21 protein-coding genes are annotated in these 22997 nt (G+C 69.9%); 11 read left to right on the top strand and 10 right to left on the bottom strand.

What is annotated here, in order from left to right; genetic code table 11:
* Window positions 1-6 precede the first annotated feature (6 nt).
* Genes WQ56_RS03810 through WQ56_RS18490 form a run of 4 tightly spaced genes read left to right on the top strand, consistent with a single transcriptional unit; the run spans window position 7 to window position 7028 of the window.
* The gene (locus WQ56_RS03810) at window positions 7-2535 is read left to right on the top strand and encodes a type VI secretion system Vgr family protein (protein ID WP_047135746.1); all 2529 of its coding nucleotides are present in this window, start codon (window positions 7-9) and stop codon (window positions 2533-2535) included.
* A 9-nt stretch (window positions 2536-2544) separates the two neighbouring features.
* On the top strand, window positions 2545-3060 hold the full coding sequence (locus WQ56_RS18495; RefSeq protein WP_156170304.1) for a hypothetical protein: 516 nt from the start codon (window positions 2545-2547) through the stop codon (window positions 3058-3060).
* A gap of 13 nt (window positions 3061-3073) precedes the next feature.
* A complete protein-coding gene (locus WQ56_RS17935; protein WP_082132181.1) occupies window positions 3074-6376 on the top strand; it encodes a M23 family metallopeptidase in 3303 nt (1100 codons plus the stop codon).
* On the top strand, window positions 6351-7028 hold the full coding sequence (locus tag WQ56_RS18490) for a hypothetical protein (RefSeq protein WP_156170302.1): 678 nt from the start codon (window positions 6351-6353) through the stop codon (window positions 7026-7028). Before WQ56_RS17935 ends, WQ56_RS18490 begins: the two co-directional genes overlap by 26 nt.
* A 44-nt stretch (window positions 7029-7072) precedes the next feature.
* On the opposite strand, the gene WQ56_RS03795 is transcribed toward WQ56_RS18490, so the two are convergent.
* Complete coding sequence (locus tag WQ56_RS03795) at window positions 7073-7963, bottom strand: pseudouridine synthase (RefSeq protein ID WP_047135743.1); 891 nt, start codon at window positions 7961-7963, stop codon at window positions 7073-7075.
* 19 nt (window positions 7964-7982) lie between these two features.
* Window positions 7983-10130 carry a S46 family peptidase gene (locus tag WQ56_RS03790; protein ID WP_047135742.1) on the bottom strand — a complete coding sequence of 716 codons (2148 nt, stop codon included), beginning with the start codon at window positions 10128-10130 and terminating at the stop codon, window positions 7983-7985.
* A gap of 152 nt (window positions 10131-10282) precedes the next feature.
* Between WQ56_RS03790 and WQ56_RS03785 the strand changes: the two genes are divergently transcribed.
* From WQ56_RS03785 to WQ56_RS03775, 3 genes are read left to right on the top strand one after another with little or no spacing between them, the layout of a single operon-like run.
* The gene (locus WQ56_RS03785) at window positions 10283-11149 is read left to right on the top strand and encodes an N-formylglutamate amidohydrolase (protein ID WP_082132180.1); all 867 of its coding nucleotides are present in this window, start codon (window positions 10283-10285) and stop codon (window positions 11147-11149) included.
* A complete protein-coding gene (locus WQ56_RS03780; protein ID WP_197076430.1) occupies window positions 11146-12366 on the top strand; it encodes a tyrosine/phenylalanine carboxypeptidase domain-containing protein in 1221 nt (406 codons plus the stop codon). Before WQ56_RS03785 ends, WQ56_RS03780 begins: the two co-directional genes overlap by 4 nt.
* Window positions 12363-13433: a glutathione synthetase gene (locus WQ56_RS03775; protein ID WP_197076429.1), complete on the top strand. Its 1071-nt coding sequence runs from the start codon at window positions 12363-12365 to the stop codon at window positions 13431-13433. Before WQ56_RS03780 ends, WQ56_RS03775 begins: the two co-directional genes overlap by 4 nt.
* 52 nt (window positions 13434-13485) lie before the next feature.
* Here the strand turns inward: WQ56_RS03775 and WQ56_RS03770 are convergent, their stop codons facing one another.
* Complete coding sequence (locus WQ56_RS03770; protein WP_047135741.1) at window positions 13486-15804, bottom strand: FdhF/YdeP family oxidoreductase; 2319 nt, start codon at window positions 15802-15804, stop codon at window positions 13486-13488.
* 93 nt (window positions 15805-15897) lie between these two features.
* Entirely contained in the window at window positions 15898-16086 is a 189-nt protein-coding gene (locus WQ56_RS03765; protein WP_156170300.1) for a hypothetical protein, read from the bottom strand.
* A 189-nt stretch (window positions 16087-16275) separates the two neighbouring features.
* Between WQ56_RS03765 and WQ56_RS03760 the strand changes: the two genes are divergently transcribed.
* Both WQ56_RS03760 and WQ56_RS03755 read left to right on the top strand, forming a co-directional pair.
* The gene (locus WQ56_RS03760; protein ID WP_052772825.1) at window positions 16276-17004 is read left to right on the top strand and encodes a Crp/Fnr family transcriptional regulator; all 729 of its coding nucleotides are present in this window, start codon (window positions 16276-16278) and stop codon (window positions 17002-17004) included.
* Between the two features lie 72 nt (window positions 17005-17076).
* Window positions 17077-17364, top strand: a complete 288-nt coding sequence (locus WQ56_RS03755; protein ID WP_047135739.1) for a DUF3247 family protein — start codon at window positions 17077-17079, stop codon at window positions 17362-17364.
* 33 nt (window positions 17365-17397) lie between these two features.
* Here the strand turns inward: WQ56_RS03755 and WQ56_RS03750 are convergent, their stop codons facing one another.
* Window positions 17398-17967 carry a 2'-5' RNA ligase family protein gene (locus tag WQ56_RS03750; protein ID WP_047135738.1) on the bottom strand — a complete coding sequence of 190 codons (570 nt, stop codon included), beginning with the start codon at window positions 17965-17967 and terminating at the stop codon, window positions 17398-17400.
* Window positions 17968-18055: 88 nt separating this feature from the next.
* Window positions 18056-18589: a hypothetical protein gene (locus WQ56_RS19015; protein WP_052772824.1), complete on the bottom strand. Its 534-nt coding sequence runs from the start codon at window positions 18587-18589 to the stop codon at window positions 18056-18058.
* A 171-nt stretch (window positions 18590-18760) separates the two neighbouring features.
* On the opposite strand from WQ56_RS19015, the gene WQ56_RS19010 reads away from it, so the two are divergent.
* Both WQ56_RS19010 and WQ56_RS03735 read left to right on the top strand, forming a co-directional pair.
* Entirely contained in the window at window positions 18761-19183 is a 423-nt protein-coding gene (locus WQ56_RS19010; RefSeq protein ID WP_197076428.1) for an MliC family protein, read from the top strand.
* A gap of 109 nt (window positions 19184-19292) precedes the next feature.
* Window positions 19293-19712, top strand: a complete 420-nt coding sequence (locus WQ56_RS03735; RefSeq protein WP_052772823.1) for an MliC family protein — start codon at window positions 19293-19295, stop codon at window positions 19710-19712.
* 84 nt (window positions 19713-19796) lie between these two features.
* On the opposite strand, the gene WQ56_RS03730 is transcribed toward WQ56_RS03735, so the two are convergent.
* The 4 genes from WQ56_RS03730 to WQ56_RS03715 form a co-directional block, all read right to left on the bottom strand.
* Window positions 19797-21176 (bottom strand): amidohydrolase family protein, encoded by a 1380-nt coding sequence (locus WQ56_RS03730; protein ID WP_052772822.1) that lies wholly within the window; start codon window positions 21174-21176, stop codon window positions 19797-19799.
* A complete protein-coding gene (locus WQ56_RS03725) occupies window positions 21173-21418 on the bottom strand; it encodes a DUF2789 domain-containing protein (RefSeq protein WP_047135736.1) in 246 nt (81 codons plus the stop codon). The genes WQ56_RS03730 and WQ56_RS03725 overlap by 4 nt, the downstream gene beginning before the upstream one ends.
* Window positions 21419-21968: 550 nt before the next feature.
* A complete protein-coding gene (locus WQ56_RS03720; RefSeq protein WP_047135909.1) occupies window positions 21969-22145 on the bottom strand; it encodes a DUF1328 domain-containing protein in 177 nt (58 codons plus the stop codon).
* Window positions 22146-22242: 97 nt separating this feature from the next.
* Window positions 22243-22914, bottom strand: a complete 672-nt coding sequence (locus WQ56_RS03715) for a DUF998 domain-containing protein (protein WP_082132175.1) — start codon at window positions 22912-22914, stop codon at window positions 22243-22245.
* Window positions 22915-22997 lie beyond the last annotated feature (83 nt).

Raw genomic sequence — 22997 nt, 5'->3', positions numbered from 1 at the left:
CACGCTATGGACATGCCGTCTCAGGCCCGCGAGGCGCTCGCCGCCCTGGCGGCACCGTCTCAGCACGCACGACTGATCCAGCTCGACGCCCCCGTCGCGGGGCTGGTGGTCGAACGGTTCGAAGGCCGCGAAGCGGTCTGCGCGCCATTCCGCTTCGACATCGACGTACTGTCGACCTCGGCACTGCTGTCACCGGGCGCGTTTCTCGGTCGGCCGTTACGGCTGCGGCTGCGTCAGGCCGACGGCCGCCTGCGCAGCTGGCGCGGACTGTGCAGCGAGGCGATGCCGCTGGGCGCCGATGGCGGCCTGGCCCGCTACCGGCTGGTGATGTCCCCCTGGACCACGGCGCTCGCCTACCGCCGCGACGCCGCGATCTTCCAGGACCTGGACGTACGCGGCATCGCGGAGCGTCTGCTCGGACGCTATCCCGGTGCCGACTGGCGCTTCGAGGTCACCGAGTCCCTGCCGGTCCGTCCGGTCGTCACCCAGTACCGCGAGACCGACTGGGAGTTCCTGACCCGTATCCTGGCCGAAGCCGGGCTGCATTGGCATTTCGAGCACACGCCATCGGGGGAGGCCGCCGCCGGGCTCACCCTGGTGATTCGCGACGGCAAGGCCGAGACGCCCGTCGACACGGCGATCCGCTTCCATCGGGTCGACGCGGCCGAGCGCGACGACGCCATCGACAATTTCGGCGAGCGCCACGCCCTCGTTCCGAACCGGGTCCAGGTCGAGAGCTGGCATGGCGAGCGACTGCAGACGGTCGCAGGACAACGCGACGCGGGCGCCGGCGGACTGCCCCCGCTGGAGTGCCACGCCCATCCCCGCGCAGGGCGGTTTCCGACCCAGGACGACGCCGACCTGGCCGCGCAGCACCTGCTCGATGCACTGCGGCTGCCCGGCGTGCTGCATCGCGGTGCCGGCAGCGCGCGCGGCCTGCGAATCGGCGCCGCATTCACTCTCGAACAGCACGACCGCCACGGCGGGCACGCCTTCGTGCCCCTGAACGTGGAACACGCGGCGACCAACAATCTGGGAGCCGACATCGTCGAACTGCTGGACGATCCGCGCCTCGAACGCGGCAGTTACCGCAATCGGTTCGTCTGCGTCCCGGCCGACGCTCCCATCGTTCCCCTCCCGCCTGCCCGCCCGACTCTGGCGGGACCGATGACCGCACGCGTGGTCGGCCTTCCCGACGCGGCGGTCACCTCAACGCGCGATCATGAAGTCCGCATCCAGTTCGCGTGGCAGCGTGGCACGCAGCCCAATCCTGGCGGACTGGAGGATGCTGCAGGGCATGCCCCCGGCGACCACACCAGCGGCGCGTGGGTGCCTGTCGCCGAATGGCTGGCCGGCCCCAACTGGGGCAGTCATTTTCTGCCGCGCATCGGCAGCGAGGTCCTCGTCGAGTTCGTCCACGGCGACATCGACCAGCCGCGCATCACCGGCCAGCTCTACAACGGCGAGGTGTCTCCCCCTTTTGCGGGTGGAATCGACGGTGCATCGAACCATCCGGGCACGGTCAGCGGCCTGCACACCCGCGCCCACGACGGAGACGGGACGCAGCAATGGCTGGTCGACGACGCGCCCGGCCAGTTGCGCACGCGCCTGCACACGTCCCTGTCGGACAGCCGTCTGGAGCTGGGCTACCTGATCCAGCACGACGACCGGCAGCGCGGACCGGCGCGGGGCCAGGGGCTGGAACTGGCGACGGCAGGCTGGGTCGGCGTGCACGCCGCGCAGGGGCTGTTGTTGTCGAGCACCGCGCGCCCCGACGCGGTCTCGACCCAATTGGACATGGCCGAGGCCGTCGCCCAGCTCAAGGGCGCACTGCGCACCGCCGGCGGGCTGCACGACGTCCTGGTTCAACAGCAGGTGCCGGGTTTCGCATCCAACGCGACCCTGGATGCCTTGCGCGAGGCCGTGGATCCGGAGGCCGGTGGCGCCTACGCTGGCAACGTTGCGGGCCAGCCGGCAACAAAACCCGCGGCCGGCGCTCGCGATCCGGGCTCGGTGCCGGTCGAGCGCTTCGCCGACGCAAGACTGATTGCCGAATCTCCCGAGGGAGTCGCATTGTCCACGCCCAAGAGCGCGCTGGCCCAGGCAGGTGGCGCGCTGCACGTCACCGCCCAGGACGACGTCCATCTCGTGGCCGGCCAGACGATCGCGGGCGTCGCCGGCCAGCACGCCGCGCTCTACGCGCACGGCGGCCCGCTGCGCGTCGTCGCCGCCAACGGACCGGCCAGCCTGCAGGCGCATACAGGAGAGCTGGAACTGCTGGCCGACCAGCACGTGACCGTCACCGCGACCGATGCCCGGATCGATGTTCTCGCGCAACAGAAGATCGTGTTGCAGGCCGGTCAGTCCCAGGTGGTCCTGGAAGGCGGAAACGTCACTTTCCGATGCTCCGGAACATTCACGGTCAAGGCGAGCCAGCATCCGTTCAAAGCGGGTTCGTCGGGTAACCTGGATCTATCGCTGCCCGACGGGCTCGTCAACATCGAGCCGCGTCGCTTTCTCAGCTTCTCCGACTAGGCCCACAGCATGCGGACGTTCTCAGCCTTGCGCGCCATCGGAACGACGACGATGGTTCTATCGACAGCCCTTTTTGGCTGCAGCGCCAGCCTCGCCGATGAGGCGCTGAGCAGTGCAGCCGATGCGCACGATCCCTCCCCGCAGTTCGAAAAAGCCACCCGCGGCTTTCCGACCTGCGCGTTGGCTGACCTTTTCATTGACGAGCATTCGCAGACGACAACCAGCCCATATCTTCGGACGATCGAGGCGCATCGTTGCGAAACATCGGACACGCTGGTCACGTATTGCATCGACGAACGGTTCCACGGACTCGCTGTTCGTCGGTTGGCGGTGCCTCGTACGACATTTCCTGTCTTCGCCCTTTATTTTTCCGATGATCTCGAGCACTCGCGATCGACGCTGCTGGCGAGACTTGGAACGGATTTCCGAGCGTCGCCGCGGTCGCGCGCCGGCGCAGCACCGGAACTCGTCCAGGACCCCGACGACGCATCGGCCTCGATTCTGATCTGCACGAAACCCGACTGAAAAGGAGGCAAGGATGCCTGCCTACAATCCCGGCCCGCTGTTTCGGCGTGGCAATCGCAGATTTGGACGGCAACGCCACCCGATTACCGGTGTAGTGACGGGACATGCGGGAGACGACTGGCCGGCGCCGAGCGGGACCCCGATCCCGGCGGCAGCCGGCGGTCGAGTACTCGAGAACCGGTACCAGTACAACGCAGCCAGCAAAACCGGCTGGGGCTGGTTCCTGCTGCTCGAGCACGAGATCAACGGGCAGACCGTTCGCACGCGCTATGCGCACATGCGCGTCCAATCGCCGATCGCGGTGGATCAACCGGTATTACAAGGACAAACGATCGGCGAGGTCGGCAGCACAGGTGGAAGCACCGGTCCTCACCTGCACTTTGAAGTGATTGTCGATGGAACGCACGTTGATCCGGCGACTTTCGACTTTCCGGCCGAAGATGCGCCCAGCACGGCGCCAAGCGATTGGTCGTATCCGTTTCCAGCGAAGGACTCAGAACAAGGGGACGATCTCTCTGGGCTGTACCAGCGGGCGCTGTCCGAATCGGAAAGCGGCTTCTTCCCGATTGGCTTGAACGGAATCTGGCATGGTGGTGTCCACTTCGACCGGAGCACAGGCGCGACGCTGGATCAGGAGTCGGGCGTCTGCAGCCTGATGGCTGGCGAGGTCGTGGCCTATCGGGTGGACTCGACGTACCCCGTGACGAGGTACTCGACCGGCGAGGCGGAGTATTCTTGCGGGTTCGCGCTGGTCCGCCATCGGCTCAAACTGCCCCCGGCGCCCGCGGCAACAGACACGTCGACCGCACATCCCGAGCCGGAAGATTCCAGACCTGCCATAGGCACCGACGAGGATGAGAGCCTCACCTTTTTCAGCCTTTACATGCATCTTGCGGGCGTCGACGAGTATCCGAAGAACGGACCGCGCCCGCCCTATTGGACGACGCCCGAGGACCGGTTCTCCGTAGGCACAAAGGCGGTGGATCGTAATCCTTACGATCCGCAGGACGCACGCAAGGGCATCAGGATCCGTCGCGGCGGAAGCAGCAAGACCCCTGTCACCGGCTGGCTTCCGCCCGGGGTCAAACTACGCGTCCAAGCAGGCAGCGCGGCGTGGCGCAAGATCGATGCGTACGAGGAGGGCGGCCCTGCCCTGGATCCCGCGAATGCGGCCGCGCAGGATGCACCGCTGGGCTGGATTTACACGCCGGAACTGGACAAATCTGGCGTCAGTGAGCCGGCGGCAACCGACACCGTTCACATTCTTCCGGAACCTGTCCCCGTTGCATCGGGCGAGATTCTGGGCCGACTGGGTCAATATCGGCGGCGCAGGGATGCCGGACCGTTCTGTGCGCCACGCCCTTTGCTGCATCTGGAGGTGTTCGCCGGGTCGGAACTCAAAGCCTTCATCGAGTTGAGCCGTCGGCGCGATCTCGAGCTTTCCGACACAGCGAAGACGTTACTGTACGTCAAACGTGGCGCACAACTCGTTTTGCCGACCCAGCCGGATCGTCAAATCTCAGCGTCGGACGCGTTGATACTCGATGATGATAGACAGGACGGCGACTGGGTGGGGGCTGCGATCGCCACAGTGCACACTGCATCACGGACTACCCTCGGCGTCTACAGCGGGGACCTGACGCGAACCTATGGTGGCAACCAGCACCTGATTCGCATTCTTGACCGGCAGGGGGGAACGATATCGCTGGAAGATTTCAACGCGCTCGACGACGCACGACGCCGTCTCTACCCGGATCGCGAGGTGGCGACGCCTACCACAACCCGCCTCTGGGTTAGACGGTCAGATGCCGGTGGAACGCGCGTGCTCCAGGGGCGGACCCTGGACGCATGGTCGACATTTCCGCTGGATCCGTCCGCTGCCAATGGTCCGACCGCTGGCTTTCCTCGCATCATGCGAATCTCGAGCCTGCCCGAGCCGCTTTTCGACGAGGCGGACAAGCGCTGGTGGGAAATCGAGGTCGGCCTCGAAGGGGGACAATCGGCGACCGGCTGGGTTCGGGAGACGGGCCTCGTCAATGTGGAGCTCTGCTCGTGCTGGGCGTGGCCCGGCTTCGAGATCGTCCAGGAGCGAAGCAGCAATGGAGACATCCTCCGACACAGTCTTCAGGTCAACGGGGAGACGACACCCGCGGAGCACTTCCAGGAGACTGCGAGTACCGTGGAGCAGAGCGAGCTGTTCCGAAGCTTGCGCCAGGTTATGGACGCCGACCAGCGCGATGGCGTGACACGCGATGAGATGCGGAGCGCACTGCGTCGCCCTTGGCTGGCGCAGGCCCTCTCACGCCTGATCGCGAACTACGAGACCGAATGGGGCGGCGACATGACGAAGTGGGACGCGCTCGACACGCTGATGGCGGGCGAGTACGCGAATGACTGGATCGCCGAGAAAAACCGCATCGGGCAACTCATGTGGTGGGACGACGCGTCGAGCCTCGAGGGATTTCCATCGTCGACGCGCATCTATTGCATCCATCCGATCGCGCTGGTCGACAACTTCTACGAGACAATCTCCAACACCTGTTTCCCGTTGAAGGCGGCGCAGGAGATCGCGCTGCGCGTCAGCGGCGGCTATGAGGGCCGGGCCAATCTCGACTATCACGCACTCGCGGACGACTTCGACGGACAGGGCACCTCGTTCGGGTTGATCCAGTGGAACTTCGGTCAGAACACGCTCGGCCCCCTGTTGCTGCAGATGTACAACCGCGACCCCGGCGCATTCGCTGGCGCCTTCCCAGCCGCAGCGGATTACAGGCCCCTGGAAACCGCGATCCGCAACCAGAGCCAGCAAGCGCAGTTGGATTGGGCTCGCAGCGTACTGCGGACGAATCGGGCTGCCTGGTCGCAGGCCTTCCACAACATCGGCGATGTGCCCGCATTCCAGGAGATCCAACTGAACGCTGTCCTGGACTATCACGAGAATGTCGTGACTGCGATCGGAATGATGCGGGGAATCGCGCCGGATCTGATGCAGGAGATCCATGTCGGGACCTATGCCGCGCTGTATGATCTATGCGTACAGCAAGGCACGATCGACAAGGGCGGGTCTCTCGCCAGCATCAGGCAACGCTACGCCACTGAGCGCCCTGCCACACAGACCGATTTTCTCAAGATCGTCGTACAGGAGCGTGCCCGCACAGCCAACAGTCGCTGGCGGGCCGACGCGATGAGCCGCCGCATGGGAATCATTCAACGTAGTGCGTATGCGGCGTCCGAGAGCGGGCACAGCGCGAACCGATCCAATGTCAACTTCCAACTGCTGGAGGGCATCCATGACCAGCCGATCTGCCAGCTCTAGGAGCGCCTTTTTGATCATGGCGCTGTGTCTGCTGGGCTGCTCGGGCAGCGAGCGTGTTGGCGCAGCAACGCCTGACGTCGCAGGGACAGCAGCGGCAGCGCTGTCTGAAGGCCCTCCCCCTACGGCGGCACGCGCCTGTGATGCCGGCGGCCATTGCCAGGCGGCGCTCGAGGGCGAGGATGCCCGGACCATCTGCGAGGGCGCCACGCCCACGTTGTACTGGAACCAGGGCGAGGACAGCCGTCTCCTGGCCTGCGAATGCGTGTGCACCTCGCACGACAATACCGGTTGGCTGGTGCACGGGCCTGACAGGCAGGTGCAGGCGGTCGCACTCGGCAAATCCGCCATCGGGGCCGAACTGGCCGATGCCGTCGTCGTCGAGGACATCATGGCGTCCCATCCTTTCTGCGAGACGTTGGATCGACGCCCGTTGCGTGTGGCGGAATTCGTCAGCCTGATCAAGTACCCGACCGGCAGGGACGACGCGCCATACTGCTTTTCGGTCAGGACCTTGAGCACGTCGCGCGGCGATCTCGTGATCGAGGACGACGGACGCCGGGTCGACGACCAAGACGATGAGGTGTTCCTGGAAACGCCGGCCGGTATCGCCGACACGGTCCGGGCCATCGTCGATCGAGCGACAGCGGAGTGATCCGGCGCGTGCCTGAAGCGCTGCGGCCGATGACCGCACGTGCATTACCGCGCCAGCCGCCACTGCGACTCGAAGCGGCGCGGCCGCCCGTCGAGCGGATCGTCGAAGGCCAGTGACGCGGCCAGCAATTGCAGCGCAGGGGTGTCGTCCGCGACGTCGCGCAGGCCCGGATACCAGGGATCGTGCAGGATCGGGGCGCCGAGCGCGGCCAGATGCACGCGCAGTTGGTGCTTCCGGCCAGTCACGGGCTCGAGCACGTAGCGCCAGCAGGCCGGTCCGCGCTCGAGCACATCGATCCGGGTCTCGCTGTTGGGCGTCCCGTCGCGTTCGCGCATGCGGAAGAACGGCTCGCCGCGTTCGATCCGGCTGCGGCGGACATGCGGAAACGCAAGGTCGGGCAGCGGCGGCGCGAGCGCCTCGTAGCGCTTGGCGATGCGGCCCTCGCGGAACAGGGCCTGGTAGGCCGCACGCGTCGCGGGCTGCGCGGAGAACAGCACCAGCCCGGCGGTGCCGCGGTCGATGCGGTGCAACGGCACGAGGTGCGGATTGTCGAGGCGCTCGATCAACCGGGTCAGCAGGGTCTGCCGGACGAAGCCGCCCGCCGGGACGACCGGCAGTCCGTGCGGCTTGTCGGCGACCACCAGGTGCGCGTCGACATGCAGGATCCGTTCGCCGGCCGTGGCGAGCGGTTCCTCCTCGACCTCGCGGTAGTAGGCGATCTCCAGGCCGACGCGATACGCCGCCTCGGCGGCCAGCGGCGCCGCATCGTCGGCCGCCAGCACGCGCCCGCGCGCGAAGCGCGCCTCCCAGGTCTGGCGCGGAATCTGCGGAAACCGCGCGCACAACGCGTCCAGCACCGTGGCCCACGGCCCGGGCGGCAACTGCAGCCGGCTGGCCGGCACGCCGTCGCGCGGCGGCAGCGGCCGACGCGTCATCGGGGGGCACGCGCCCGGATCATCGCGTCGGCAGCCCCATTTCCTCCAGCAGTGCGGGCGCCGGATAGACCTTCGCCATCAGCCAGCGCATGTAGCGCATGTCGACGTGGATCGCGCGCTTGGTGCGGGGATCGAACCACCAACTGGCGCTGACCGACTCCCAATTGCTGTCGAAGTTCAGGCCGACCAGTTCGCCGCGGGCATCGAGCACCGGCGAGCCGGAGTTGCCGCCGGTGGTGTCGAGGTTGGTCAGGAAGTTGACCGGCTGGCTGTCGAGGCTGGGCTCGGCGGTGCCGGCGAAGTCGGCGCGCGCGATCGCGTCGAGCAGCGGCGTGGGCGCATCGAACGGTGCCCGGCCGGTGTGCTTCTCGACGATGCCCGCGACCGTGGTGACCGGCGCGTAGGCGACCGCATCGCGCGGCGACAGCGGCTCGACGCGTCCGTAGCTCACGCGCAGCGTGCCGTTGGCGTCGGGGTACACCGCCCGCCCCTGCGATGCCCGCCACGCGAACAGCGCACGCATGTACGCCGGGCGCAGGCGCAGCTGCTCGCCTTCGCGCGTCTTGCGGGCGTCCTCGGCCTGCAGCTGCGCGGCGACCAGCGGGCCGGCCAGCGCGACCAGCGGGTCGTCGGCGAGCGCCCGGCCCTCGCGCGCGGCCTCGAACCGCGATAACCGCTGCGCCTCGTCGCCCAGCGTGGTCCGCGCATAGAGGGCGTCGAGCGCGGCGGCCAACGACGCGGGCGTGCGACCGAACGCGGTGTCGAACGCCGGCAAGCGCTGGCCGTCGGGCAGCTGCTGGTAGCGGCCGAGCAATACGGTCAGCAGCGCCTTCTCGCCCTCGGGCGAATAACGTCGCTGGGCCTGACGCAGCACGCCCTCGATCAGCGCGTGGTCGCGCTGCTGGTAGCCGCGTTCGCGCATCGCGTCGGGCCTCGCGGATTCGATGCGCAACCGCTCGAGCAGCAGCGCGCTGCGCAGCAGCTGGGTCTGGCTGGCGATCAGCTCGAGCAACTGCTCGCCCTCCCCGGCCGCGCTGCCCTGCGCGAGCACGGCCTGCAGGGCGGCGATGTCGCGCGCGTCCTCGCCATCGGTCGCGGCGAGCATCGCGGTCTCATCGGCCTGGCGTTGGCTCACCGCGTCGCTGCGCAGCAGCCCCTCGAGCTCGCCGGCCGCGCGCTTGCGACGGTTCTTGAGCGTCTGCAGCTGCGCGGCGTAGCGCGTGCGGACCTGCGGGTCGTCGCGGCCGACGGCCTCGACAGCCGCGATCAGCGCATCAAACACCGCGACGCGCTGCGGCAGCGTCCGCGCGACCTGGGCTTCGAACTCGGCGGCGGTGCGATGGCGGAAGGTCGTGCCTGGGTAGCCGGCGAGCATCGCGTAGTCGCCGGCGTGCACGCCATCGCGCGCGACCTGCAGGTGCGCCGGCGGCGCGTAGGGCACGTTGTTGGGGCTGTAGTCGGCCGGCCGCCCGTCGCGCCCGACGTAGGCGCGCAGCAGGGTGAAGTCGCCACTGTGGCGGGGCCACATGAAGTTGTCGATCTCGTCGCCGTAGTTGCCGATCGCGCGCGGCGGCGCGTAGACCAGGCGCACGTCGCGCAGCTCCAACTGCCGGATCAGGTAGAAGTCGGTGCCGTAATAGATGTCGGCGATGCTGCAGCGGACCTCGCCGCCCTGCTCGCACTCGGCCACGAGGCGCTTGCCGGCCGCGTCGACCGTGTCGTGGTAGGCGCGCCCGCTGCGGCCGCGGGCATCGGCCAGCACCGTGTCGGTCACCCGGTCGAAGCCGACGGTCACCAGCACGCGGAAGTCCGGGTTCGACGGGCGTTCGTCGGCGCGGCCGTCGGCGATGAAGCCGGCGTCGATGATGTCGCGCTCGGGACTGCTGTTGTACTGGATCACGCCGTAGGCGACGTGGTGGTTGGTCAGCAGCAGGCCGTCGCCGGAGACGAACGCGCCGGTGCCGCCGCCGACGCGCACCACCGCGCTGAGCGGCGGGCGCGTCACATCGGCCAGCACCCGTGCGTCGCCGCGGAAGCCGGCCTCGCGCATCTGTGCGGCGATCTCGGGCAGCTGGCCGGGCATCCACATGCCCTCGTCGGCATGGGCGGCGGCGGACAGCGACAGGCCGGCCGCGAGGGCGACGGCGAGGGTGCGATGGAACGGCATGGCGGGCATCCGGGAGAAGACGGCGGGACGGCTGGCGACCTTATCCAGCCGGACGGGCCACGACAACGCCCATCGGTCATGGCGCCCGGTTAACGCACCGTCAAGCGCGGCGGCCGCCATGGTCACGTCCGCATCATAGGGGCGTTGCGAGCATGGCCAACATGCCAGTCAACCCCGATCCACGCCGCCCCCACCCCGAAACCTTTCTCACCCCCGCCACCCCGCCTGCCCTGCGCCTGCGCGAGGATGCGTGGGACCTCGTGGCCGCCGACGGCCCGGTGATCGCCACTGCGATCCACGACGGCCACCTGCTGCGGTCGTCGCTGCGCGACCGCGTGGCACTCGACGAAGACACGCGCTGGCGCGAGGAGGACCCGCTCACCAGTCTGCTCGGCCAGGTCGGCGACGTCCGCCTGCGCGTACGGACCTCGCGGTTCGAGGTCGACCTCAACCGGCCGCGCGACCAGGCGATCTATGCCACGCCCGAGGCCGCCTGGGGCCTGCAGGTCTGGGCGTCGCCGCTGACCGAGGCCGAGCGCGACGCGTCGCTGGCGATGTACGACCGCTTCTACGCGATGATCGGCGAACTGATCGACCGCACCGTCGCGCGCTGGGGCTGCGCGCTGCTGATCGACATCCACAGCTACAACCATCGTCGCGACGGTGCCGAGGCGGCGCCTGCCGGGCAGGACGACAATCCCGACATCGAGCTCGGCGTGACCACGCTCGACGCCGCGCGCTGGGGCGGAACCGCGAAGCGCTTTGCCAACGTGCTGCGCCGGCATCCCGTCCGCGGCGTGCTGCCCGATGTGCGCTGCAACGTCCGCTTCCCGACCGGCGGGCATTTCCCCGAATGGGTCTACGCGCACTGGGGCGATCGCGTGTGCACGATCTCGCCCGAGTACAAGAAGATCTTCATGGACGAATGGAGCGGGCAGGTCGACATCCCGGCGCTCTATGCGCTGCGCGACGGCCTGCAGCACGCGGTGGAGGCGGTCCGGCCGGAGTTCCTGGCGTGAGTGCGGACGCTTCGGCGCCCGTGCGCCCGCAGGCGCGCAGCCTGCCCCCGGTCGCGGCGCACATCGACGAGACGCTGGCGCGCCTGGACGCGCAGCTCGACTGGCTGCTCGCCCTCTCGCCGCTCGACGGCGAGGCGTTGTGGAGCGAATTCGACGCCGCGGGCCGTAAGTCAGAACCACAGCTACGCTACATCGACCTGGACACCGACCTCGACGCGGCCCGCCGCACGCTCGACGCGCTTCCGCTGACGCAGGTCGAGCCGCCGGCGCTGCAGGCGCTGCTGGCCGAGAAGCAGCTCGAGCTGCGCCGGATGATCGATCTGGTCCGCGAACGCGACCGGCCGGGCTTCGTGGACGCCAGCATCGCGCTGTTCGGCGGCGTCGAACCCGAGTTGCTCGACGTCGCCGGCCGCATCCTCGATGACGTGCCGGTCAGCGAACCGCTGGCGGCCGACGCGGGCATCGACGAGGTCCGCGCCGCGGTCGAGGCCGAGATCGACTGGTACCGCGCGCAGGCGCCGGGCTTCCACATCGACGTCGTCGTCGACACCGACATCAGTTCGATGCTGATGGTCTCCCACGGCACCTTCTACATCGACGGCAACATCCGGCTGCCGCGCGCGCGCGTGGACCCGCTGATCCAGCACGAGATCGGCACGCACGTGGTCACGCGCCACAACGGCCAGCAGCAGGCGCTGCGCCAGCTGCAGGTCGGCCTGGCGCAGTACGACCCCACCCAGGAGGGCCTGGGCGTGCTGGCCGAATACCTGGCCGGCTTCCTGCCCGGCGAGCGCCTGCGCGTGCTCGCGGCCCGCGTCGTGGCGGCGGCGATGGCCGCCGACGGCGCGGGCCTGCCGGCGATCTTCGAGCGCCTGCACGCCGGACACGGCCTGCCGACCGACGATGCGTTCGACGTCGCGCTGCGCGCCCGCCGCGGCGGCGGCCTGACCAAAGACGCGGTGTATCTGCGCGGCGTCCGCGACCTGCTGGCCTACCTCGCCGCCGGCGGCGAATTCGATGCGCTGTTCCTGGGCAAGTTCGCGCTGTCGCAGCTCGACCTGCTCGAGTCGCTTGTCGACGACGGCTGGGTCGTGCCGCCGGCACTGCTGCCCCGCTACACCGCCGGGGACGACTTCCCCGCCCGCCTCGACGCGTGCCGACGCACGCCCGTCGAACACCTCCACCAGATCCACCGCCCGCCGGAAGCCACCGCATGAGCACGACCGACCACTCCCCGATGCGCCTGGGCTTCGTCGTCAACGACGTCGCCACCGAACAGGACAACTACACGACCATCCGCCTCGCCCGGCAGGCGGTTCACCGCGGCCACCGCGTCGCGCTGATCGGCCTGGGGGACTTCACCTACGACGCCGGCGGCACGATCCGCGCCTGCGCGCGCATCCCGCGCCTGGAACGCTACGAGGACGATCGCGCGCTTCTGGACGACATCCAGGGGCCCGAACGTCAGACCGAGCGGATCTCGGTGCAGGACCTGGACGTGCTGATGCTGCGCAGTGACCCGGCCGAGGAACTGGTCGAGCGGCCGTGGGCGCCGGGCAGCGCGCTGCTGTTCGCGCAGCTGGTGGCGCTGCACGACGTGCTCGTCGTCAACGACCCCACGCACCTGACCGATGCCTCGAACAAGACCTACTTCCAGCATTTCCCCGAGGACGTGCGCCCGGTGACCTGCATCAGCCGCGACGCCGACGAGATCAAGGCCTTCATCGCCGCCCACGACGGCCGCGGCGTCATCAAGCCGCTGCAGGGCTCGGGCGGCCAGGGCGTGTTCGTCGTCGACGAGGACAGCGGCGGCAACCTCAACCAGATGATCGATGCGGTCACCCGCGACGGCTACGCAATCGCGCAGGAATACCTGCCCGGCGCGAAGAACGGCGACCTGCGGCTGCTGATGCTCAACGGCCGGCCGCTGGAGGTCGACGGGACCTACGCCTGCATCCGCCGGTACAACGACAGCGGTGACGCGCGCAGCAACATCAGCGCGGGCGGCAAATACGAGATGGCGGTACCCGATGCCGATGCGCTGCGGCTGGCCGAACTTGTCGCGCCCAAGCTGATCCGCGACGGCATGTACTTCGTCGGTCTGGACATCGTCGGCGACAAGTTGATGGAGGTGAACGTCGACACGCCCGGCGGCATCAACATGGTCGAGGAACTGACCGGGCTGGACTTCAGCGGGGCGATTCTCGACGACCTGGAGCGCAAGCTGCGCCTGCGACGACACTACGGCCGCACGCTCGGCAACGCCGAGCTTGCGATGCTCTGACCCCTGCCCGGTGCCGCACGGCCTCCGCGGCCGTACGGCACCGGCAGCGCGATCACTCCGGCGCCGGGCCCGCGGGCACCGGCGCGTCGGTGGCGCCGCGCACGATGCGCACCGGCACGGACTTCGCAGCCGGAACATGACTGTCGATCGCGTGGTGAGCGACGGGAATCAGCGGATTGCACTCGGGATAGTAGGCGGCGATGCAACCGGCCGGGATCAGGTACGGCACCACGCGCAGCCCGCCCACCTCGCGCCGCACGCCGTCGTCGACGTCGGTGGCCAGCGCGATCTCCTCGCCCGCCGCGATGCCGAGCGCCTGGATGTCGTCGGCGTTCATCAGCACGACGCGGCGCGTGCCCTCGATACCGCGGAAACGGTCGCGGTAGCCGTAGACGGTGGTGTTGAACTGGTCGTTGCTGCGGATCGTCAGCAGCCGATAGCGTCCCGGGCGGTCCTCGAAGCCGGTCGCCGACAGCACGTCGGGCACGTGGAACTCGGCCTTGCCGCTCTCGGTCTCCCAGCGCCGCTCGCGCGCCGCGACCGGACGCGGGAACCCGCCCGGCGTGTGCAGCCGGGCGTTGAAGTCGCGGAACTGCTCGGGGTACGTCGCCTCGATCGCGTCGCGGACCCTCGCGTAGTCGTCCACCCAGGCCTGCCACGGCACGTCCGCGTCGCCGGGGACCGTCGCCAGCGCGATGCCCGCGACGATCGCCGGTTCCGAGCGCAGCTGTGGACTGGCCGGACGGCTGGTGCCGTGCGAAGCATGGATGCATGTCGTGCTGTCCTCGATCGTCACGCGCTGCGAGCCGGTCGCCTGGACGTCCTCCTCCAAACGCCCCAGGCACGGCAACAGCAGCGCCGTGCGGCCGCACAGCAGGTGGCTGCGGTTGAGCTTGGTCGCGACCTGCACCGTGAGCGCCATGTCACCCCAACGCGCCTCCAGCGGCCCGGTCTCGGGCGCGGCGCGCGCGAAATTGCCGCCGAGGCCGATGAACGCGCGCACCGAACCGTCGAGGATGCCCTCGACGGTCGACACCGTGTCGCGCCCCTTCGCCCTCGGCGCGACGAAGTCGTACTGCGCCTCCAGCCGGTCCAGCGGTACCAGCTCGGGCTTCTCCGAGATGCCGACGGTCCGCTGGCCCTGCACGTTCGAGTGCCCGCGGACCGGGCAGATGCCGGCGCCGGGCCGGCCGATGTTGCCGCGCATCAGCGCCAGGTTGCACAGCATGCGGACGTTGTCGACGCCGTGCCGGTGCTGGGTCAGGCCCATGCCGTAGACCAGGATCGCGGCCTTGGCCCGCGCATAGACGCCTGCGGCCGCCTCCATGTCGGCGCGCGCCAGCCCGGACTCGCGTTCCAGGTCCGCCCATGCGCTCGCCCGCAGCGAGTCGGCGAAGGCCTCGAAGCCCTGCGTGTGCTGCGCGATGAAGTCCACGTCCAGCACGCGCTCGCGGCCCTGCGCGAGTGCGGCGTCGTCGAGCGCGAGCACCGCCTTGGCGATGCCCTGCAGCACCGACAGGTCGCTGCCCGCGCGCACCTGGAAATAGGCGTTGCTGATCCGCGTCGACTGCCCGGTCGCCATCGCGACCGGCTCCTGCGGATTGGTGAACCGTTCCCATCCGCGCTCGTAGAGCGGGTTGAACGTGATGATCTGCGCGCCGCGGCGGCTCGCATCCTGCAGGGGGTGCAGCATGCGCGGGCTGTTGACGCCGACGTTCTGGCCGAACGACAGGATGCAGTCGCACTGCGCGAAGTCCTCCAGCAGCACCGTGCCCACCGGCACGCCGATGCTGCGCGGCAGGCCGACCGACGTGCTCTCGTGGCACATGTTGGAACTGTCGGGCAGGTTGTTGTTGCCGTAGACCCGCGCCAGCAGGCCGTACATGTACGAGGTCTCGAGCGAGGCGCGCCCCGATGCGTAGAACACCACGCTCTCGCGCTCCAGCGCGCGGAGCTCGCGCCCGATCGTCGCGAAGGCCTCCTCCCACGACACCGGGACGTAGCGGTCGCGCTCCGCGTCGTAGCGCATCGGTTCGACCAGCCGGCCCTGGGATTCGAGATCGCAATCGGCCCACTGCCGCAATTCGCTCAGCGTGTGGCGCTCGAAAAAAGCGGCGTCGGCGCGTTCCTCGTCGAGCTCCCACATGGTCGCCTTCGCGCCGTTCTCGCAGAACTCGAACGCATGCGGCTCGGCGGGCTTGGCCCAGGAGCAGCTGACGCAGGCAAAGCCGTCGACCTTGTTCTGGCGGGCCAGCTGCCGCGCGCCCTCAACCGTGGGCACGTCCGGCCCGACGCCGTGTCGGAGCAGCGAACGCACCGAGCCCCAGCCGCCTGCGGGGCTGTCGTACCGGCGAATGCGGGTCTGTGCCATCGTTCGTCCTTCGAGCGAGCGGCCCCCGACGCTAGCGCGCAGGCGCTGATGCGAACGTGAAACGGACGTGGTCGCGACGCGTCGAGACAGCGCTCAGTCTGCCAGCTCCCAGAACGCGCGAATCAACGGTTCGGCATCCTCCCATTCGAGCGCCTCGTTGCGCCGCAGGCGAAGCCATCCCGCCTCCAGCCGCGAGGCGCAGTCCTCCCACGGCACCGCGCCCAGGTACTCACGGGCCATCTGTCCGTAGATCCGGCACAACTCGACATCGTCGGTCTTCATCTGACGCTCCCGGCCATCCTCGGCCGTCCCCATCGCAGTGGCGCGACGGCAGGATGCGGGCCCAACATGAACCGGTCTGTGCGGTAACGCACCCATTCAGCCTGGCGTATGCGCGGTGCCGCACATACGACGCCCCATTCAGCAACGAGAATCCACGGTGTAACGACCGAAACGGATGCACCGCCCCGCATGAACAGCAACGCGCCCTGGGCGCCTCTCAATGGATTGCTTCAGGATCTGCCCGCGGAGGTCTGCGACCGCCTGGGCAAGGACCTGCAACTCGTGGAACTGCCGGTCGGCAAGGTGCTGCACGAAGCCGGCGCCGGCCGCTCCACGCTGTATTTCCCGCGCGAAGGCATCGTCTCGATGATGTATGCCCTGGAGAACGGCGACACCAGCGAAGTGGCGATGATCGGCAACGAGGGCGTTGTCGGCGTAGGCCTGCTCGCGGGCGCGCGCAGCATTCCGTTGCGCGCGGTCGTGCAGGTGGGCGGCGAGGCGCTGGCGCTGCGTGCCGACGTCGCGCTGCGCGAGTTCCAGCTCGGCAGCCCGTTCCAGACCATCATCCTGCGCTACATGCAGGCGCTGCTCACGCAGACGGCGATGACCGGCGTGTGCAACCGGCACCACACAGTGGACCGCCAGCTTTCGCGCTGGCTGCTGCTGGTCAACGACCGGATCGGCACGACCGAGATCAAGATGACGCAGGAACAGATCGCGCACCTGCTCGGCGTGCGCCGAGAAGGCGTGACCGAGGCCGCGCGGCGGCTGCAGGAGGAAGGCTGCATCCGTTACAGCCGCGGCCTGATCCAGGTCGTGGAGCCGGCGCATCTGCTCGATCGCGCCTGCGAGTGCTACGAGGTCATTCGCAGCGAGTACGACCGCCTGCTGCGCGAGCCGCTCGATCCCGAGCGCTGAGCCGCGCGACCCTCACCGGGTCTTGGCCCCGGGCCGCGGCATCATGGACGGCCCTCTCCCAGGAGCCGTCCGATGAGCCAGACGCCACCCCGCATCCACGTCGAGCGTGCCGAGCTCGACGCACTCGAACGCAGCATCCGCCTGCTCGACGACGAGGCGATCGTGCAGGTGACGATCGCCGACGGCACCCAGGTCGAAGGCGTGGTCTCCGCGCGCCCCGCGCTCGAGGTGTTCCGCACGGCCGACGGGGCCGAGGGCCACAATGCGCTGCTGCGACTCGACGATCTCGAGGATCCGGCGGTGCCGCACTACGTCTGGGTCGGCGAGATCACGGCGATCGACCGGATCGGCAGCGCCTGAAGCCGCAGCCGCGACACCGGTCGCGGCCCGCGCTCAACCCAGCGGCCACGTCCCCAGGCGTTCGTAGTCGGACTGGCCGCGGACGCTGTGCAGCAGCGAGAACGCGCGCACGGGCCAGTGGATCGGCTGGACCGCGACGGCCTCGGGCAGCGCCTGCTGCGGCCGCGCCAGCGTGACGTGCGGCACGAACGCGGTCCGTCCCGCCTCCCGCAATCCCTGCGCGAGCGCTGCGGCATGCAGCGCTGCGCGGAAGGCGTGCAGCGGCGCATTGGATGCGTCGTCGCCCAGCAGCACGCAGGGCGGCGGTGCGCCGCGGAAGCTTGCGACGCGATCGAACGTCGCCTCGAAAGCGGACACCGCCACCGCATCGGCGGCGCGCCGGGCCGCTGCGATCCAGCGCGGGTTCGCGCCCGCGCTCTCGCCCAGGTAGAGCAGCGTGACGTGCAGGCGATGCGGGGCGGTCATGCGGGCCGACGCCACCGTCGCCCGCGCCGCCGCCTCGATCCGCGCGCGCGTGTCCGCATCGGGCAGCAGCGCGAAGAACAGGCTGCGCACCGGCGACGGCGCGGCGAAGAGGTCGGACTGCGGCGTCTGCGATGGCATCGTGGCGGACCTGCACGGTACGGCGCGGCATTCTCCCATGCGGTGCGGCGTGGCCGCACCGCGCCATGCGCCACTGCGCCGTCGGCGATCAGCCCCTGGATGAACCTGCCGGATCGCCGGCACGTCCGTCGCGCAGCGCCCCGTGCCCGGGCGACCTCTGCGCGGCCGCGTCGTCGGGATGCGGCACCGGCATCGACGCCGGCCGCGCGCAGCCGCGGTACGGGCCCTTGCCGTCGATCGTCAGCAGCCCGGTCATCGGAAACCGCGCGCCCGACATGTCGTCCTCGCAGCGCATGCGACGCACGATGAGCACGATGCCGCCGTCGGCGTCGCGGGCCTCGATGCGCCGGCCGTCGGCCGTCATCGACGACGACACGTCCGCAAACCGCCGCTCCGGCGCATCGACGCCGGTCACCACCACGGTGTCGCCATCCACGCGCGCCTGCCAGAACGGCTCGTTGGTCGACACCACCACGTCGTCCTCGCCACGCACGTCACCCGCGCCATCGCCGATGGCCGCGGACGCGTCGGGGCGGCCGGCAGGCGCATCGGCGGCCGGCTGGCAGGCGGCGAGCGACGCGCACAGCGCGACGCACAGCGGGATCGTTCGATGGAATCGCATGGCGGGCCTCGTCTGAAAGGAGGCGCATCGTGCCGGCCGCCGCGTTCGCATCCGGTCACGACGCCGTGCACGGTCCGCGGGCGCCACTTCGCGTTGACGGCCGCAGGGCCACGATGGCGCCATGCCACGCCGGAAGGCCCGGCGTCTCCGCCCCACGCACCAGGAACCGCCATGCGCCAAGCTCCGTTGTCCGCCGCCCTGATCGCCCTCGCCCTCGTCGCCTGTTCGAACGAACGCGCCGCCGATGCCCACCCCAATCCGGCGTCGCCGCCGCCCACGCCCGCAGCGATGGAAGCGCCGCCGCCGACCGGCTCGCTGGCCGCGCGCGAGGCCGAGGGCGAGCAGCCCTCGACGGTCAGCTACCACTGTGGCGACCGCACCTACACCGTCGCCTACGAGGACGACGGCGCAACCGCGCTGATGCAGGTCGACGGCCGGACCCTGACGCTGCGCACGACGCCTGCCGCGAGCGGCGCCCGCTATGCGGACGACGACGGCAACGTGCTGTGGACCAAGGGCTCGGACGAGGCCGACATCACCGTGCGCGGCGCACCGGCGCAGGTCTGCCGCACGTCCGTGGAGACCGACAGCTGACGGCCGCGCCCGTACGCGGCCTTCACACCGATCGCCCGGGGTGCAGGTAGCCTCCGCTGTGCGCCTCCCCCCATGTCCGTCCCAGGTGTCCACACGCAAGGAGACGATCATGCGCCACGCTCCACCCCTGCTCATCGCCGCCCTGGGCCTCGCCCTCGCCGCCTGTTCGCCGGCCCAGGCACCGGCCGACGAGACCGTTCCGCCGCCCGCGGCCGATGCGCCGGCAGGCGCGACGATGCCGCCCGATCCGGAGACGCCCACGCCCGATGCCGCGCCGATCGCGCGCGTGGTGCACTACGACTGCGAGGGCACGCCGGTCGATGCGACGTTCGACGGTCGCGGCCAGGCCAGTGTGGCGATCGATGGGGCCAACGTCGTGCTGCGGACCGAGAGCGATCCGGCGATGCAGGGCGCGCGCTACGCCGACGACCAGGGCAACGTGCTGTGGACCCGCGGCGCGAACGACGCGATCCTGTTGCGCACCGACCATCCCGACCGCGTGTGCACCGGCACGCCGGGCACGCCCTGAGCGGCGCTTCCGCGCGCCCGGCTCGCCCCCGGCCGACCGTTCCGTCATCGCCCCGCACGCGGCCTGCGTGCGGGGCGATCGCGTTCACTCGCCGCTGGCGTTGCGTGCGGCGATGCGCTCGAGTGCGGTCTGCAGCCGGTCGCGCGGCCACCACTGCCCGCGCACCATGACGCCCACCGGCGTGCGCGCATGCGCCAACGCCTCACGCGGATCGCCGTCGAGCAGTACGAGGTCGGCGCGGCGTCCCACCTCGACGGTGCCGAAGTCGTCGGGCGTTCCGAGTGCGCGCGCCGGGTTGCGCGTGCCGGTGACCAGCACCTCGTAGGGGGTGAGGCCGGCCGCCTGCATCATCGCCATCTCGCGATGCACCGAGAAGCCCGGCACGTTGAAGAACTGCGGCGCATCCGAGCCCAGCGCGATCGGCGCGCCGCCGTCGTGGAGGGCCTTGAGCAGCTGGCGTCGCAACGCCACAAGGCGTGCGGCCGCGTCGGGCTGGAAGTCGGGGCGCTGGGCGTACTCGCGCTTCGCGCGCAGCCAGCGCGTGCGCTCGCGGGCGGGCATGTAGCGCATCTCGGGCCACGCGAGCATGCGTTCGGGCGTCTCGGCAGACGCCATGTGCTCGACCAGGCTCAGCGTCGGCACGTTCCAGGTCCCGGCGGCGACCGTGCGGCGGACCGCCTCGTCGATGCGCGCGGTGTCGACGCGGTCCACCCAGGCACTGCCGAACCAGCCGGCCTCCGCGTCGGCGACCGGCGCCCCCGGCACCAGAAACTCGACATAGCGGTCGAGATGGTCGATCGAGGCCTGCCCGGCGTCGAGCGCGGCCACGAGGCCGACGCCCGAGGGAATGTGCCCGGCGAACGGCAGGCCGAGCGCATCGGCCGTGCGCACCATCGTCGGATAGGCCTCGGCCGGAATGCTGCCGAGCTTGATCAACTCGGCGCCCGCCGCACGATGGGTACGGACCTCCGCCTCGACCGCCGCCGCGTCCTCGCCGCGCAGCCAGGGGCTGGCGACGACCAGCGTAGGGCCGGCCACCTCCCCCGATTCGATGCGCGCGCGCAGCGCCGGATGCGAGGGATCGCCGGACATGTTGCGCACCAGCGTCACGCCGTTCGCCAGGTACAGCAGCAGCGTGTCCTCGACCTCCTCCGGCCGGTCCGCGCCCGGGACGTGGCCGTGCATCTCGGCGAGCCCGGGCATCAGCACGCGCCCTGCGCCGTCGATGCGCTCGGCCTCCTCGGGAACGCGGGCCTCGGCCGTCGGGGCGATCTCGACGATGCGGCCGTCGCGCACGACGACGGTGTGGTCATCGAGTCGGACGTCGCGGTCCATCGGCAGCACGTCGACGCCGACGAAGGCGACGGCCCGCGACGTGCCGGGCGCCGGGCCGGCAGCGTGCGCGCAGAACGCGAGCGGCGCCAGCGCCAGCAGTGCGGCCGCGATCCAACGGCGCCCGCTCATGGATCGGGCGTCGCGTGCATCGCGACATTGAGCTGGTCGATCACGACGATCCAGTCCGCGTCCTCGATGCGTTCCTCGCGCAGCAGCTGCGCCTGGGCGGGCGTCCAGAACGGGGCTTCCTCGAGCCGGACGTCGTCGGGCAGCGGGGCATGCTCGGCGATGAAGGCGCGGATCGAGGCCTCGTCATCGGGCAGGCCGAGCTGGGCGAAGAGTTCGGAAAAAGGGTGCACGGTCTGGTCCACGGGGGTTCCTCGGTCGACGGAGCGGTGGCGGTCAGCCTAGCGACGCTGGCGTCAAGGACGCTTGAGCGTCGGCGGCGCGTCCGTTGCGCGCGCGATCGCGACGACTGCAGCGATAGGCGGCTTTCGATCCCAGATGAGCGAGAACAAGGAGTGGCGTTCCTGTGGGCGCCTGCCGGGTACCGCGCCCAGTCGCGGCCCGATATCCGCTTGGTGGTCACGGCACCCGGCAGGCACTGGACATGGATGCGACAACTGATCGAACAGCCATATGGCGAGCGCGCGCAAATTCTTCCAGCAGGCGACGCTGCGTCCATCCGAAGTGGGACTGCAAACGTATATGGGAGCGGACTGACGGCCGGTGGCCGCGACGAGCGCCATGGATGGCGCGCGCCCGAGTCAGGACAGGATGGCCTGACCGAGGGAAGAGCGGCTTCCGGCTGGCAGGCTGCTGCCTATCCGAAGTTGGGCTCCCATTTCCGCACCCCGGAGAAGGGCAAAAAAAAACCGCCGGCATGCCGGCGGTTGTGTGCGTTGCGGATCGACGGGATCGTCAACTGGTCACTTTCTTGGCGACCGTCAGGCCGAGCACGAACAGCACGACCGCGATGATGATCGCTGCCCAGAACAGGAACTTCGCGATGCCCATCGAGGCACCCGCGACGCCGGTGAAGCCCAGCGCGCCGGCGATGAGGCCGATGACGGCGAAAATGATGGCCCATTTGATCATGTCGTTCTCCAAGCGTCGGTGGAAACGCGACGTGGTGGATGTCGCGTCGGCGGTCCGCAGTCTGTGACCGCGCCGGTGCGGTTGGTGTGAACGCGCCTCACGACGAGGGCGTATGGATCGGCACCGCCGTGCGGGACCGTCGCCACAGTGCGAGCGAGACCGCGACCAGCCAGCCCAGGATCGCGGCGATCACCGTCTTCTGCGCCAGCCCGCGCGGCGCGTCCCGCCAAAGCGCCAGCACCCAGATCGAAGCGAAGCACAGCAGCGCCCACGGCAGCGCCCAGCGCGCGCAGGCCCGCCACGCGACGTCGCGGCGCAGGCGCACCGCCTGGAGCACCATGCCGGTGGTCGCGAACAGGAACGCACCCTGCGCGGAGACGCCGTGGATCAGGCCTTCGAGCGTGCGGTCGATGCCCGGCAGGTCCATCCACGCGTATGCCGTAGTCGCCAGCGACAGCCCGCCGAGCACGAACAGAAGCAACGGCGCCGCGCTGCGTGCGGCGGTGCAGGTGGCCCGCCGCAGCCCCCAGCCGAGCGCGGCCATCCCGGCGCCGAGCGCGACGTACGCGGCCTGCAGCCACGGCCCCCAGGCGCCGATCAGGTACAGGCTCATCTGGCTGTGCACCGGGTCGAGATCGGGGCGCAGCAGATGCAGCGCGACCGCGCTGACGCAGAACGCGACCAGGCTCGCCAGCGCCAGCAGCGCCCAGACCTGCGGGACCGGGCCCGGCGACGGTGGCGCCGAGGGCGGCGGTGGTGCAGACACCATGGTGCGACGAGCGAAGCGGCGGGCCGGCCATTCTATGGGCCTGCGGCGTGCGTCGCGGCCCAGCAACGCGGTCGTCACGCCAC

Origin of the sequence: Luteimonas sp. FCS-9 (assembly GCF_001014645.1) — a bacterium.
Classification (GTDB): Bacteria; Pseudomonadota; Gammaproteobacteria; order Xanthomonadales; family Xanthomonadaceae; genus Luteimonas.
Note: the sequence above shows the minus strand (reverse complement) of the source record. Positions and strands in the feature narration are given on the sequence as shown.

Coding starts and splice junctions, on each gene's coding strand:
- WQ56_RS03720 (WP_047135909.1), bottom strand. CDS start 22,145: ATGATCAAATGGGCCATCATTTTCGCCGTCATCGGCCTCATCGCCGGC.
- WQ56_RS19015 (WP_052772824.1), bottom strand. CDS start 18,589: ATGCGATTCCATCGAACGATCCCGCTGTGCGTCGCGCTGTGCGCGTCG.
- WQ56_RS03750 (WP_047135738.1), bottom strand. CDS start 17,967: ATGCCATCGCAGACGCCGCAGTCCGACCTCTTCGCCGCGCCGTCGCCG.
- WQ56_RS03790 (WP_047135742.1), bottom strand. CDS start 10,130: ATGCCGTTCCATCGCACCCTCGCCGTCGCCCTCGCGGCCGGCCTGTCG.
- WQ56_RS03810 (WP_047135746.1), top strand. CDS start 7: ATGGACATGCCGTCTCAGGCCCGCGAGGCGCTCGCCGCCCTGGCGGCA.
- WQ56_RS03755 (WP_047135739.1), top strand. CDS start 17,077: ATGAGCCAGACGCCACCCCGCATCCACGTCGAGCGTGCCGAGCTCGAC.
- WQ56_RS03770 (WP_047135741.1), bottom strand. CDS start 15,804: ATGGCACAGACCCGCATTCGCCGGTACGACAGCCCCGCAGGCGGCTGG.
- WQ56_RS18495 (WP_156170304.1), top strand. CDS start 2,545: ATGCGGACGTTCTCAGCCTTGCGCGCCATCGGAACGACGACGATGGTT.
- WQ56_RS03715 (WP_082132175.1), bottom strand. CDS start 22,914: ATGGTGTCTGCACCACCGCCGCCCTCGGCGCCACCGTCGCCGGGCCCG.
- WQ56_RS18490 (WP_156170302.1), top strand. CDS start 6,351: ATGACCAGCCGATCTGCCAGCTCTAGGAGCGCCTTTTTGATCATGGCG.
- WQ56_RS03775 (WP_197076429.1), top strand. CDS start 12,363: ATGAGCACGACCGACCACTCCCCGATGCGCCTGGGCTTCGTCGTCAAC.
- WQ56_RS03735 (WP_052772823.1), top strand. CDS start 19,293: ATGCGCCACGCTCCACCCCTGCTCATCGCCGCCCTGGGCCTCGCCCTC.
- WQ56_RS03760 (WP_052772825.1), top strand. CDS start 16,276: ATGAACAGCAACGCGCCCTGGGCGCCTCTCAATGGATTGCTTCAGGAT.
- WQ56_RS17935 (WP_082132181.1), top strand. CDS start 3,074: ATGCCTGCCTACAATCCCGGCCCGCTGTTTCGGCGTGGCAATCGCAGA.
- WQ56_RS03765 (WP_156170300.1), bottom strand. CDS start 16,086: ATGAAGACCGACGATGTCGAGTTGTGCCGGATCTACGGACAGATGGCC.
- WQ56_RS03730 (WP_052772822.1), bottom strand. CDS start 21,176: ATGAGCGGGCGCCGTTGGATCGCGGCCGCACTGCTGGCGCTGGCGCCG.
- WQ56_RS03795 (WP_047135743.1), bottom strand. CDS start 7,963: ATGACGCGTCGGCCGCTGCCGCCGCGCGACGGCGTGCCGGCCAGCCGG.
- WQ56_RS19010 (WP_197076428.1), top strand. CDS start 18,761: ATGCGCCAAGCTCCGTTGTCCGCCGCCCTGATCGCCCTCGCCCTCGTC.
- WQ56_RS03785 (WP_082132180.1), top strand. CDS start 10,283: ATGGCCAACATGCCAGTCAACCCCGATCCACGCCGCCCCCACCCCGAA.